Origin of the sequence: Novipirellula methanifontis (assembly GCF_052161655.1) — a bacterium.
Classification (GTDB): domain Bacteria; phylum Planctomycetota; class Planctomycetia; order Pirellulales; family Pirellulaceae; genus Novipirellula.
The window spans coordinates 1,264,601-1,278,703 of the sequence record NZ_CP197418.1 but is presented as its reverse complement, the minus strand read 5'-3'; the positions used below and the strand labels follow the sequence as shown (position 1 = coordinate 1,278,703).

At 54.4% G+C, this 14,103-nt stretch carries 6 protein-coding genes; 4 read left to right on the top strand and 2 right to left on the bottom strand.

Annotated features, from left to right (window positions below; all coding sequences use genetic code 11):
- Nucleotides 1–58 precede the first annotated feature (58 nt).
- The 3 genes from SH528x_RS04400 to SH528x_RS04390 all read left to right on the top strand — a co-directional run bounded on the left by SH528x_RS04400 (nucleotide 59) and on the right by SH528x_RS04390 (nucleotide 4,642).
- Nucleotides 59–1,162 carry a tetratricopeptide repeat protein gene (locus tag SH528x_RS04400; protein ID WP_442509314.1) on the top strand — a complete coding sequence of 368 codons (1,104 nt, stop codon included), beginning with the start codon at nucleotides 59–61 and terminating at the stop codon, nucleotides 1,160–1,162.
- Nucleotides 1,159–4,230 (top strand): CHAT domain-containing protein, encoded by a 3,072-nt coding sequence (locus SH528x_RS04395; RefSeq protein WP_442509313.1) that lies wholly within the window; start codon nucleotides 1,159–1,161, stop codon nucleotides 4,228–4,230. Before SH528x_RS04400 ends, SH528x_RS04395 begins: the two co-directional genes overlap by 4 nt.
- 118 nt (nucleotides 4,231–4,348) lie before the next feature.
- Nucleotides 4,349–4,642, top strand: a complete 294-nt coding sequence (locus SH528x_RS04390; protein WP_442509312.1) for a hypothetical protein — start codon at nucleotides 4,349–4,351, stop codon at nucleotides 4,640–4,642.
- 121 nt (nucleotides 4,643–4,763) lie between these two features.
- Here SH528x_RS04390 and SH528x_RS04385 read toward each other — a convergent pair whose 3' ends face one another.
- Together SH528x_RS04385 and SH528x_RS04380 are read right to left on the bottom strand one after the other, a co-directional pair.
- Nucleotides 4,764–6,557: a hypothetical protein gene (locus SH528x_RS04385; protein ID WP_442509311.1), complete on the bottom strand. Its 1,794-nt coding sequence runs from the start codon at nucleotides 6,555–6,557 to the stop codon at nucleotides 4,764–4,766.
- Between the two features lie 92 nt (nucleotides 6,558–6,649).
- Entirely contained in the window at nucleotides 6,650–8,299 is a 1,650-nt protein-coding gene (locus SH528x_RS04380) for a hypothetical protein (RefSeq protein ID WP_442509310.1), read from the bottom strand.
- Between the two features lie 349 nt (nucleotides 8,300–8,648).
- On the opposite strand from SH528x_RS04380, the gene SH528x_RS04375 reads away from it, so the two are divergent.
- Nucleotides 8,649–14,075 (top strand): dockerin type I domain-containing protein, encoded by a 5,427-nt coding sequence (locus SH528x_RS04375; RefSeq protein WP_442509309.1) that lies wholly within the window; start codon nucleotides 8,649–8,651, stop codon nucleotides 14,073–14,075.
- The last annotated feature ends 28 nt before the right edge of the window (nucleotides 14,076–14,103 follow it).

The following is a 14,103-nucleotide window of genomic DNA, read 5'->3' as shown; positions in this document are numbered from 1 at the left end:
TGGCGCCGTTGCGCTACCCAACACAATCGCTCGTCCTTTTATGCGCGGACCTATTGCAATGTTTTTTCATCAATTGATAGTTGCTGCCACCATTGCCAGCTCGATGATTACTCCGTCGGTCAGTCCCAGTCGGCCCCGCACAGCCCGCTTAAGTCGTGGACCGGCGTGGACCGATTTCCGCTCGTTGGCGATGAGCCATGAGGCTCAACGCAGTGCAAAAGAAATGCTGGAAGGCAAAAAGCGGATTGCCGTGGTGGTGCTTTCCAATCAGCAGGATGCGCACGACTCGCCGAGTGACGTCAGCGTGTTTGGGACGTTGGTGCGTGAGGGGATGCGGTTTTCCGACCAGCTTGTGCTTGTTGATACCTCAACTACGGATCGGCTGTTTGCCGACGCCGGTACGGTGGATGCAGCACGATCGGTGGCCGAGGAACACCACATCGACTTGATCGTGTGTTGCCAATTACGTACACCGTCCGAAATTGAAATGGTGTTAGTGAAAGACGATTCTCAGCTTGAACCGACTGTCATTTCACTCGACGATGCTAACCAATCGGTCATCGCCGCAGCAATGAAGGCACGCACCCATGTGATGACGACGTTCGACGCGTTGCCCACCAAGCATCAAGATGCAATCGATCTGGCACCCAACGGATCGCTTGCCGCGGTCAAGTTATGGTTTCACGGAACGCGACTACTGCGAAGCGTTGTCACAATTCAGGATCCAGCGAAGCGAAAAGAAATTTGCCAAGCGATCCTTTCCACGGCGGATCAAGCCCTTGCAGATTCACCCAATTTCATCGAGGCTTATCTATTGAAAGCGAGTTGTTTTGACGAACTGGGTGATGAGGAACGTCTCAATCAAACGCTTCTAGACGCGTATTCAAAACGCAACCCCAAGCGTGATTCGCCGTTCACGATTCTCGAACTCGAGGGCGATTACGCTCGCTTTGTGGATCAAGATCTCCTCGCCGCCATGGAAACATACGACAAGATATTGACTCAGAATCCGACCGATTTAACTGCGTTGTGGTCCCTGATCGACGTCGCATTATCCAGTGGCACAGATAAAGAAACCGTTGCGATGGCATCCGAACTGGCCGCCCTGTTGGTCGCCAGCCATCCGGACAGCAACGTTGCTCGAGCGATCCAGACGCAATGACTTTGTCTTGTACCCCATTGTCGTTGATCGCTCCGCGATCAATACGTAAGTTCGCGGAGCGAACAACGACATTCATTGTCGCCATGCTGCTGAGCTTGGCGATTGGAAGCGAGATCTACGCCGAGGTGCCGGCAACACGCTTGAACGAACTGCGTGACCAAGCGATGCAGTCACTTAGCGACAACGATCGCGAGGCCGCGGCAAAAGCGACCGAGCAGATCTTGGAACTCTGCAAAGTCAGTGAGGACGTTGCCGTCGACGATCCCGAGCGGATTCGTTACCTGATCATTGCTGCCCAAATTGACTTTGACGCAGGACACCCCGACCGGGCGATTCAATCGCTGACGGATGCGGCTCGGGATGCGGCACCCAGTTCTGCGGGCCGAGTCACCTCGATGGCCTATTTGGTGCGGATCGATGCGATCAAGCAGCAAATGAATTCGCAGCGAGCGATCGAGACGCTAGCCGAATCGATCGGTTTGATCGAGGAGCACCGTTCGCTTTACGACGAAGTTCAATCGTTGGTGATCGATGCACTGGCGTTCTCGCAATTCGCGAAGCTGGAACTTAAAAACTCGGTCGAGCAGAACTTCACGCTGCTGCAAGAACAACTCGCCGAAGTCGAAGAAACAATGACGTCCGCTGAAATCCCGGTCGGAGTTACCCGTCTTGTTCGGCTGGCGCTTGCCGAGTATTGCATGCGAGTCGGCATGGACGATTCGCTCGAAACCGTGCTCCGCGAGCTTCGCAGTGTCATTGATGACGATCAGGTGGCAGCGCAGTGGCGAGCCAAATATTGGAGTTTGGTGGTCACGCTGCGTTTAAAACGCCGACAACTCGCCGAAGCCTATGACGCTGCACGCGAGTTTTCACGGCAAGCGAAACGAACGGGGCGACCTGACTTGCCGATGATCGCCAATGACATGTTAGCGCTCGTGGCGCTGCAGATGGGCGATTACCGCGAGGCCCGCAAACTGCTGGAATCCTCGCGTGCGTTTCAGCAACAGAACCCCGACCTGCGATCCGCCACCGATTGGCGAATCAATTTGGCCAAAGCGATCGAAGGAGACCGCGACTTCATCATTGCTCGCAATGAATTGATCGACGCCCAAACGGCGCTGCAGGGAAAAATCGGTGTCGACCCACTGCGGGCCGCCAACGTCGCCAACAACTTGGGGATCAACTATTACCTGACCGCCGACTTTGACAAAGCCGCCGAGTTGACGCAGTCTGCCAAGCAAACCTACGAAGCTCACGTGGACCCCGCTGACTTGACGATTGGTGAATCGTCAATCAATCTTGGCTGGATCGCGATGGCCCGTAACGAGCTTTCGCAAGCAGCGGAGCATTTCTCGGATGCTGCAAACCATTTTAAAACGCATTATTCGGTTCACCATCCTCGCTACAGCGAAGCGATTGCCTGCCGAGCCCGCGTGGCATGTTTGCAAGGCCAATTGGTCGACGCAAAGCAATGGGTCATCCAAGCTGAGGACCTGGCCTATCAAGGAGTCTGTGCGGCGCTGGCGAAATCGCCGTCGGCTCGCGATCGACTCGCACTGATCCAAGAAGCTCGCGTGCATCCTGAAAGCGTGGCTTGGCCTGGGACGTTGGACACGTTCTTGGAACTCGCTCCGCAATTGCAGATTCCTGACGCCGATCAATACAACGTCGTGCTGCGGTGGAAGGGACTTGCTGACCGATACGATCAGGCATTCAAGGAAACAACCGATTCTGAAATCAAGCAACGCGAACAAGAATTGATGCAACAATTGCATCAAGCCTACTTTCGCCGCGTGTCGCTGTTTCGCCGTCGCGCCTTGTTGAAAGAGATCGCGGATCTCGAAGATCAACTGCAAGAAATTCGGCGGAGCGTTTCGTACCAGAAAATTCGCCCACGCGAAGAGGAACCAACCGCCGACACGATTGCACCGCAACTTTTCGATGACGAATTGATGCTGGACATTCTGCAGACTCGTGTATTTGCCACTCCGACCAAAGGCGGCTGGATCGGTGCCGGGTCTCGCTATGTCGCGTTTGTGATGAACAATCGCGGCCGAGTCAAACGTGTCTCCTTTGGTGATGCCCAAAACGTCGATGCCGCGATTGTACGTTGGCGAAAAACAATCACCGAACAGTTACCCGATATGGACGTCGCTGCAAACACCGTCGCCCGACTGGTTCAACAACCGTTGCTGGATTGCGAGATGCCGTTTTCGAAACTTCGCGTTCGCGGCGATTCGATGTTCTACCGGATTCCATGGGCTGCCCTTCCAGCTGTCGATCGCGACGGTTACTGGATCGAACAGGTCGCGATCGAATTGGCCAGCGACGTGGATAGGGCAAAGATCACAGCAAAGGCACAGAACCAAGCGAACAAGTCTCTGCTCGTTGCAGGCGGGATTGACTACGGCCCACTCACAGGCCAATGGCCGTTGCTTCCGGGATCACTGACCGAAGCGAAACATGTCGAAGCGTTGTTTCACCAACAATTCCCGAAGGCTCGCGTCATGCGATTGTCGGACACCAAGGCCACCGAGGTGGCATTGTCCAGTGCGATGGTTGGCCAAGAAGTTATTCACTTAGCTACGCACGGCTTTTTTCAACGCGAAAATGCGGCGGACGCGTTTGCGATCAGCGGTGCCACCACGCTGCTGAGCACCGGATTGATAGTGGCTCCAGCGACGACGGAGGACGAGAAAACCGCCAGCGAAGATGATCAGTACATGACCGCGGCGGAGATCCGAAAACTGAATCTCTCGGGAACCTCGTTAGTGATGCTCAGTGCCTGTGAATCAGGACTCGGGCAGGCCCAGGCGGGGCAGGGGATGGCGGGCATGTTTAGCAGTTTCCACGCCGCCGGGGCCCAAAACGTGATCGGGACGCTGTGGCGGATCGATGACGCCGCAACCGTCGCGTTTGTGGAACGTTTCTACGACCATCTGTGGCGGCAGGGAAAATCCGTCAGCGAGTCGATTCGTGGGGCTCAGATCGACATGCTGTCATCGGCAGATGCCGGACTTCGCAGCCATCCCTATGCCTGGGCCGCGTTTGTTTGCAGTTCTCGCTGACGAAACAGTGGAATTGCCGCATCAGGCAAATAGACTAGAGAGCAATCCTTCCGAGGCACCCTTTGGCCCCCTAGTACAACGTCCCGCGTCCCTCAACATAAAACCGAGCCATATCTCTATGAAACCGCTACGAATCGCTGCATTGATTTGCACCGCCCTCTTTTTCGCCGGTGCAGGCGAAGTTCAAGCGGAGGGTCTTTTCAGCCGTTTGCGATCGGCAAACCAACGCTCGTCGATGTCGACTCAAAGTTGGTCCTCGCCATCAAATTCACGCTCGATGATGGGCGGCTATCCGACTCGGAATCTGAATAGCCGGGCGACGCGATTGCCGTCGGGACGTAGCTATTACCAAGGCCGCTATTACGGCAATTTCAACAACCGTTTCTACGGACCGCAGTACGGTTACTTTTAGGGCTCGGCGGGAGTCTTCGACCTAGAAAATCGCCTCTTCGACGACTGATATCCAGGGACTCGTAGCCTCGTCCACGACTAGTATTCGAGGACTCGTCGCCTCGTCCACTACCGACGCTCGATTATCGCGTCGGTTGGAAGCCTGAGATATCGATGATCTTGCCGTCGACGACAAACCGTGTTTGCCCGGTTCGACGCGAGAAATCTTGCAATTGATCAGCCACCAAGGTGGTGAACGCTGCACGACGCATGAAGTTCAACTCCTGAACGCCAACGCCCGTGTTCGCAACCGACTCAGGCACTTTGACGGTGGGCGACTGAGGCAAGAAACGCGAGTCGACCGCATCATCGAATGTCACGTCGGTATTGGGCTGGACGAGGTCGTTGGCATCGTTTCCACCGGAGTCTTTGACAATCAGTCGATCCTGATCGCTGCGGCGGATGGTAAAGGTGATTCCGTTGCCCCCGTCGCTGGTCACCAAGAATTCCCCCAGAGCAAAGGTCGCTCCCGAGTTCAATTGTGCTCGTTCATCCACCAGCGGCGTATCACCGACCACGGTGGGGCCAGTTGGATTGGCCCCAACCAAACCGGTCAACCCAATGTTACTGTCGAGTGCTCCCTGAGCAGGATCGGGAATCGCGTATTGATCAAGCTCGATCAAATGTGCGTTGAATCCTGGGATATCGATCACGGTGGGGGTCGCTCCGGTACCCGTGAAAAAGTTCGTCAAAACTTGGCCGCTTGGCGCCGCACCGGTTCCAATCGAATAGAACTTATCTGCCGCGCCCGTGAACAGAGTCGAAAACTCCGTTGCGGAGAGTTGCACGCCGCTGAATGGCAATCGATTTTCAGCAGTCACCAAGTGGATCGCACCAGGGAAGGGATCTCCCTCCGTGAAAGGTCCGGTTTCCGAAAGTGGCTTAATATCGTAGTCGACTCGCCCTTGGACCGTTTGTTGATTGGCGTCGCCAAAGATACCGCCCGAGGCGAACGTCCCGGTAGCACTGGATAACGATCCCAGACTCAGCGAACTACTGCCAGCAAACGTGTTGGTGCTCGCACCGATTCCCATCTCGGCATTGCCGCCCTCGTCAAATCCGCCACGCGTCCCCGCGGGTGCTTGATCGGGCGTTAAAGGATCTTGGGCGAAACGAGGATCATCGTCGTCGTCGTCATTGGGAAAGTTTTGATTGTTTTGCGACAATCCGTCAGGAGGCGGAAATGCATCCGATGGCGATCCGGGAGCACCGTCGGGTGACGAGGTTGCCGGGGGCTGCAACATCGGACTGGTTTGCAGTGCGGCTGCCAAGCGGATTTGTTCGGCTTGAAAGTTCCAAGCGATTTGCGAGGCGGCTTGGATTTTACCGTCGGTGGGAAGTTGAAACGAACCACGCTGCGAATTGCGTCCGAATGTGGTTTCATCGAGTCGGTGCAGGACCGAACCGGCGACCAATTCATACCGCATTGTTCGCTCCGTTTTGTCGACTTGAACGATGCCGCGTTCGAGCCACATTTCCCCATCGGGGCTGGTCAAACGCAGTTCGGATTCACCATCGTGAACCAAGCGAACCTGACCTTGATCGAGGTCCACCAACCATCGATTGCCCGTTCGATTGAGCGTGACGATCGCTCCCCCGCCCATCGTGATCGCAGGGCCTTGCTGGGTCGCCAGCGTCAGCTTTGCCGACGCCGTCGTTTCAAGCGTGTCGCCCAAACGCAATCCCGCGCCGCGGACAACTTGGTAAGCATCATCGCCTCGATACAGCGTCGCGTCGCCATCACAGAGGGTCACGGTGCCGATCCAGCGAGCGGCAGCCTCGGGATGCGAGGTGTCGTTCGTCTGCGCCACAACGTTCGACGTTGCCAACGCAAGCACACAGATCATTACGGCACGGAATCGGATAAAACTCATCATGAATACTTTCATCTCTATCACAGCCAATTTCGCTGACTTTTACGTATGGATCGTGTTGCCGTTGTTGATCGTGGAGCGATCAACAACGATGGTTAAAGCGAGAAAATTAGCTGCGTGCTGACGATGTGTCGGTCGTAGTCATAGAACCGCACGCCAAACAAGTTTGCAGTGTTCGAATCGTTGTTGATGTAGGTGTAATCGAATCGCAAACTAACGGGGGCTGCAAAGTTCTTTTGCAACCCGCTGCGAACTTCCACGCGTTCGTCATCACGTGCTCGATCATAGAAATCCAAGCTGTTGGGGTTGGCATAGTCATCCCAAACATACCGCACATCCAAATCAGCAATCCAACCTCGCGGCAGGGGGCGTTCGATTCGTCCGGTGACCATGTGGGTCGTACGATCAAAGTCCGCCCCGACGGCATGCCCTTCGGCGTATTGATAACCGCCATAGACACGCCCTTCACCGCCAAACGTATACAGAGCTTGGGTGATCCCGGTGCGATGAATGTCGGTCGATTGGTTCTGCGCCGGAATCAGCATGGGAGCACGACTGTTGATCGGATTGAATTCGTAAAACAGCGTCGTGTGTCCACGAGATCCAAGCCAAGTCAATGACGGAGTCAAACGATGCTCGTCCGCGAATCGGTCGCTGTCGACCAACGTGTGGTGGTACTCGTACCGCAACGAACCGACCAAATCTTCGGTCAACAAGGCGTTGGTGTACGCACCGCCCATGTAGTCTTGGATATTAAACTCGTTCGCATCAACCTGGAACGTGTTATAGGTGCTGCCGACGAGCCCGACGTTGAACTGTTCGGTCGTCATCAGCTGCAGATCCAAGAACGAAGCCATCAAGAAGCGATAGTCTTCGTGATCAATGTTCGAGCCGAGGCCTGAGAAACGAGGTTGTAGCGGCACGTTGCTGTCGTATTCGCCGGCAAACAGGATCGTGACGTTGTAGGGTTTGTTTTCGTCTTGGCCACCGCCGAGCGAGTCACATCCGTCGTCGTAACGAGATCGATTTTGAATTCCCGTGATCGGTTCACCAATCGTCAACCGGCGCTGCATGACATCGACGGGCACCTGCATCGCCACGGTTTGGATCTGAGCCACGTCGTCTTCATCGTAGCCTGCTTGGCGGAGCGAATCGTGAGCTCGCACGGGATCATCTTGACGCAAGATCGCGAGCCCGCGAACGTAGTGCGTGTAAGCATCATTCGGATTCGAATCGAGATAAACCTCAGCGGCAGCCTCAGCCGATTCGGGGTGATCGAGATGCAGGTGGCCCACCGCTAGAAACTTGTGAATTTCAGGCGGGGCGTCGTCGCGGGTCGCGATCAAGCGAAGTGTCCGCATCCCCTCATCGACTTTACCATTTTGCATCATCCACATCGCCGAAGCGTACAGCGCCGCGGTGTCATTGCTGGCGGGGTCACCGAGCGAATCGATCGCTTTCTGGCTGTCACCTGCCAGCGAATCGGCGATCGCACGCTGCAATCGCAACTCGCGTTCGACAAGATCAACGTCCCCGGCCCGATCGGATGACGGATCGACCGATTCCGAGACTGTCGTTCCGTCGATCAGCGAGGGCACTGACACATGGGATGCCTGGAGCTCGTCGGTGGGGATCCAGCGTGGGTCATCAGCAAACCCAATAGACGTTCCTAACAACAACGTTGTCAGTGCCACTGAGCCGCGCCAGCTGCGGAACTTTGAGTGGGTTGACGTGTATCTCTTCATCACGATTTCCGTTGTCGGTTCCAATCTTGATTCAAGGAATCGCGACAGAACGTTCTGTTTTGCTGATTTTGCGACCCTTCGTGGTGAATCCGATTGCAGGGATTGCACCTAAAGATTGTTTCGGAAGAGTTAGAGAGGTTTCATTACCAAATTGAGGGGGCAAGTAGCCAGGGCACCCCCGAAAGATTGCCAACCCCAACAAACCAGACCACTCAGGGGGTTTAGATAAACACGGAAAGGTTGGCTTTTGTTAAGCTAGGGTGCTGGCACCCCCCCGACCAGGCATCCGGTTAATTAGATCGAGATGGGTTTACCAGATTGCAGATTCTGACGCCAAGTGAAGAGCACCATGATGACCAAACGCCCATCCCGAACGAAGTCTCGAAAAAAGCGAAATCGACGTCATGTGTTGAAATTGGAGCAGTTGGAAGATCGACGGTTGCTTACGTTACCACCCCAACTGAATTTCACCGTTGGTGATGACCATTTTATTCGCCTGGACAATGTTCAACAGGATGTCAACAACGACTGTATTATCAACATCAATGAACGAGTTTTAGCGCCTCAATCATATAAGATCGAAGGGACCATTAAGGGGCAATCTGCAGACGCGACTCCACATGACCTTTTGATCCAACTCCGGCAAAGTTCGGATCTAACTCCCGTGAGCAGTTTGACGGCAGCAAACCTTGTCAACTCAGGGGATAACCAAACGTTCACCTTTGAGTTTTCTTTGCCTGCCGACAAACTCAAGGAGTCCGGAAACTCATTTCACGTATTCTTAAGCCGTCCGGGCGTCTTCGAGGTAAGCAACACCCTAGGCTTTACCCTGACTCTCGACACGACTCGTCCAACGGCCACCATTGACACGGAAATCGGTGAGCGTCGCAACACGCCTGTCGATCAAGTCGAGGTAACGCTTTCAGAGAAAATTCAAAATACGACCTTCACACGAGACGACATTACTCTAACCCGTGGCGGCGGATCCAACCTGATCACTAATGCTGTCAACGTTTCACTCAAAAGCGGCACAACAAAAACGTTTGTCGTCAGCGGGCTCGGGGGACTTACTAACGTTGATGGTGACTACTCACTCACCGTCAATTCCACTGGGGTGACAGATCTTGCGGGTAATTCGGGAAGTGGATCCGCCAACAAGCAGTGGGAACTTGACACATCGCCTCCCACGGCAACCGATCCGCCTCGATTGAGTTCCAACGACGATTCCGGTCGATACAACAATGATGCGATCACCAATGAGAACCGTGATTTGACATTCACATCAGTTGTGAGGGGCGCGTTGGAGGTAAAATTCCAAATCCGAAATAATTCAGGGACGGTGGTGACCGAAGCCCCTGGTACATTGTCGGGAATCAACACCTACGAAGCTACTTTTCCCGACACGCTTATCGATGGCTCCTACAAAGTCGTCGTTGTCTCGACAGATAATTTGCATCCGGCAATCACATCGCCAGAGTTGACGCTTCAGATTGACACATCCTCTCCTGTCGCTCCGACTCTTTCCGCAGGTTCCCAAGGACCTGTCGTTGCCGCGTCCCCGAGCGAGATCGTCGTTTCGAACACCGAAATCAATGCCGAAGTAACATTAAGTCGTGAAAATGCAGGTGTCATTCAAATAAAAACGCCTGCAGCCGGGCAAACCGTTTCGGCACTAAGCGATGATCCGGTCGTCGCCAACAATGGCGAGACGTTTCAATACACTGCGGTCCAATCCGACATTGCGGGAAACACGAGTGGCAGCTCGGCACCCTATATCGCCGTGGTCGATCCCATTTCACCAACGCTCTCAAAATTTGCATTCGCCACGGCGGATAACGCACTTCCCAACAGTGCACTGCCGGTACCGATGACAAGGTCAACGCGTCCCTTACTCGAAGTCCAACTTGTCGATCAACGATATGCGCAATTAATAAATACAGTCGTCGTCTCGCTGTTTGTGAACGACGACTTGGTGAACCCCATCGGTGCGGGTGTGGCTACGTTTGATTCGCAAGCATCGACCCTCGTGGGAGCCAATATCAATGCAACAAAAAAGGTCCAAGTCACGCTCTTACCCGGCGTCGAGTTCGATCCTGGCAAGCAGTATGACCTGACCTTTGTCGCAACGGACTCCGCAGGCAAAACGGGGAGACTTGTTAAGCAAATATTTGTATTGCCGGAAAGCAACGCGACTCAGAATGCACCGAGCACGCCTGTGTTCACAGAATCGTTCTTCATCGGTGCAAGTGTGCTGGAGGTGCGACCAAGTCAGAAACAAATTGTGGTTGATCAGCAAATCCCCACCGGCTATGCGATCAACATCGCTGCTGCGACGACGCCGATCCGAGTCGCCAGTTCCGTGACAGAGGATGCTACCCAGCGAACGACCCTTACGCTTGATCTCGACACGACCGCCACACTCGACAAGGTCAATATCAACGACAAAGTTGCCTGGCTGCGACCATGGCAAATGTCGTTTGACAAAACGACTCAAACCGTCTGGTTTACGATGGAGGATGGACACCATCTCGGGCAATTTGATCCCGCAACGGGCTCGGTCGAAATTCACGATGTTAGTATCCCCGTGATCCGTGAATCGGATGGAGTTTTGGTTCGAACCGCCTTTGACCCTCACGGTGTTTTCTTTGATTTCAACACGCATCTAACACCCCGTGTTTGGTTTGTCTATCGAAACCAAGTCGAAGGCAACAATGGAGGACCATCTATCGATGACGCCCCCGAAGACGCCGTCAACAGCGAAATCCTGCGTGTCTCGTACTATGACGTCGCTCAACGAAAGTTGTTTACATTCGATTTCAAGGACACCGCAGGTCAGTTTGAACTTGAGGCACATCATGATGACACAACCACTTCGATTGGTGGCATTGGTAATGGTGGTGGCACCGGAAACGGGGCGGCAAGTGGCGGTACGACTCAAGCGGAATCGGAAGCGACCGACGAAGCCGTGCCATTAAAAGTAGGGCACGCCGTGTTTGTCGATACGAAAGGTAGTGTCTGGATCACAGCCGAAGACTCTGGCACGGTCGTTGAACTGAATTTCGACAACCCGACCAGCGGCAACGGACCTGCGACGCTCAACACCCAATCTGCAATAGCGACTGCGCATGTCATACCAAAAGAATTTGGCAGTGATACAAAGATTAGTACCGATTTCCACGTCCATGGTGTCCAATCGATCGTCGACGAGCGCAATGGTTCCACCTACGTTTGGATGCTGAACGGAGACGTGAAAGGGGGCGAGTCGACTCAACGTTTGGCACTTTTGATTCCCGGCGAAACCGATCAATGGTATCAATTTGCCATTAAGAGAAGTGTCCCCGATTCTGCCGCACATTTGTTGTTCACGGCGTTTGATGACAACGAAACGCCGGGAATCCCCGAAGACGACCGACTGGTGTTCACCGATAGTGGTTTTAATTTCAGAACCAGCGGGGATGGCATTGTTGCGACGATGAATGTGGGCGAGATTATTCGGGCAGTCCAAGAAGGCCGCGACGTTACACAAATCAGCCCCAAAGTGCGTTCGATTCAAATCCAAAAAATTCCTGGCGCTGTAGCAAATTCGACGTTTTCGGGTCCGAACCAAACCTTCGTTGACCGCAGCGGAACCACGTTTGTGATTGACCCGCAGGGCGGAGTAGCAAGATTGAACTTGGATGAATTCAACGAATCGCAATTGTTTACCGCCGATGCAATGGTGTCACACGAATCACAGACGCCGCAACACACTCGGATCATGTTGGACGAAGCAACCACGACGTCGACTTTTCTGAAAGCGAAAGTCGATGGGTTGCCCGGTACGGATCCAGCCCGTTCGCTGGACCGCAGCCAAATGGATGGAGTGGACCAGTATGAAGTTGCCGCCGAGGCACTGCGCCGCGGAAACGGCGAAGGCCCGTTTCGCGGGGCTCTCAATGCGGCCAACACGCTGTATGGTTCACTCGCCCAAAGCGATCATCTCAGCACCACCATCTTTGCCGAATCGGCGCGGCGGCAGATGAGTGTGGCCACCAAACCCGAGACGCCAGAGTTCGCCACGCCCGCAGGGGTGATCAGCGAAGCGCGGATGGCATTTCAAGTCTTGCGAAACGGAAGTTTGGTGCTGACCGCGCGCGGTGACGGCATGATCGCGGACGAGCAAATCAACTTGCTCGCTGAAATGGTGAACAAGAATCGAATTACAGAAACGGAGGCTGCCGAATTACTGATTACTGGCGAAGCCAGCGCAATGACGACGCTCGACGGTAGCGTGCGTGTGATGGGACGATCAACTCAAGGCGGCGTTGTTCAGTACACGTTTACTCCGGCTGGAACGGATTGGGATCACAAGGATATTTTCGAGATGGCTAATTGGCAGGTGACTCCGTATCACATCGACGATCACATCTTGGCCGAAGATCCGGTGCCTGCAGGAAAACTGGGCTTCGCGGTAACGACCGCAGCGGGTCACTTGCTTGCTCTTCCCATCGACAACCCCAAGGAATTTCGTGATTTGACGATGCAGAGTGGACAACCCATCGCAGGACGAGTCTATTCGGCCACCAGCACGATCGAACTGGACGGTAAAACCTATGTCTATGGAACCAACCAGACGGGCAGTCTGATCGAGTACTCGGTTACCGAATCAGGGACGACAGTTCACAAAATTGAGAATATCAATCCCGAAACTTCGAATATCGATCGCGACATACGGATGATGCGGAACGTCCGCGCGTTAGTAATCGCTGGCACACGTCATATCTTTGCTACCGATGGAACTTCACGCCTCGTTCACTGGACACTCGACGCCAACGGCAACATTGCCACGGCCGAAAACATCAGCCAAATCACGGCCGACAGTTCACCGACAAAAAATGATGGTGCGAACTATGGCTACTTTCCTTTCCAAAAACCGTTTACCGGGCGTGTTTACACCTACGTCGCACCGCTAGTCGAAGACGATGGCACGATTCGTGTCTATGGAACCAACGGGGGTGACTTGATCGAGTTCACACTGCCGCCTGGCGGACAGTGGCGTGTTGCCAATTTGACCAACGATACCAATGGAACTTACGGCGCTGACGGTCCTGGGTACCGCGTGCCTGCGAACGCCGTCTTTGGCGGGCCAACCGCTTACATGGATTCCAATGGAGGCCGCCACATTCTGCAGATCAACGCCGAAGGCGAAGTCGTCGAGTACTTTACATACGGCGACAAGTTGTTCCCAAACACCACTGATGCGGACCGAATCAACAGCCAAAACGTGAACTTCTTTAGCGGCAAATCAACCACCGCACTCAGCACGGAACTTCCTGCGACGATCGTCAAAAGTGTGGCACTGACCAGCGTCGCTCCGGCAACGACTCCGCTGGAAACCACACCGACACCGACCGTGAGCGAAACCACGCCAACGCCGACTGAAACGCCAACTCCTGCGCCGACACCGACGACACAGATTGCTGCGGCGGAGGATGTGAATCAGGACGGCGTGGTCACGGCGCAAGACGCGCTGTTGATCATCAACTATCTGCCGCGAACCGTGGGCGGCGGTGCTTCGGGTGAGCAAACGGCGAACAGCCCTTATAACCTTGATGTCAATGGCGACACGCAGGTGACCGCACTCGATGCACTTCGCGTGATCAACTATCTGAATAAAGCCAGTTCACAAGGCCAATCAGAATCGACTGCATTGGATCTTGTCGACGACGATTCACGAAGCTGGCAGAGCGAAGTCGATGGCGTGATGGGCGACATCGAAGAAAGCCAATTGTTTTAGCTCGCCACGTCACCCCGCTTGGTGATTT

Coding starts and splice junctions, on each gene's coding strand:
- SH528x_RS04400 (WP_442509314.1), top strand. CDS start 59: ATGTTTTTTCATCAATTGATAGTTGCTGCCACCATTGCCAGCTCGATG.
- SH528x_RS04395 (WP_442509313.1), top strand. CDS start 1,159: ATGACTTTGTCTTGTACCCCATTGTCGTTGATCGCTCCGCGATCAATA.
- SH528x_RS04390 (WP_442509312.1), top strand. CDS start 4,349: ATGAAACCGCTACGAATCGCTGCATTGATTTGCACCGCCCTCTTTTTC.
- SH528x_RS04385 (WP_442509311.1), bottom strand. CDS start 6,557: ATGATGAGTTTTATCCGATTCCGTGCCGTAATGATCTGTGTGCTTGCG.
- SH528x_RS04380 (WP_442509310.1), bottom strand. CDS start 8,299: ATGAAGAGATACACGTCAACCCACTCAAAGTTCCGCAGCTGGCGCGGC.
- SH528x_RS04375 (WP_442509309.1), top strand. CDS start 8,649: ATGATGACCAAACGCCCATCCCGAACGAAGTCTCGAAAAAAGCGAAAT.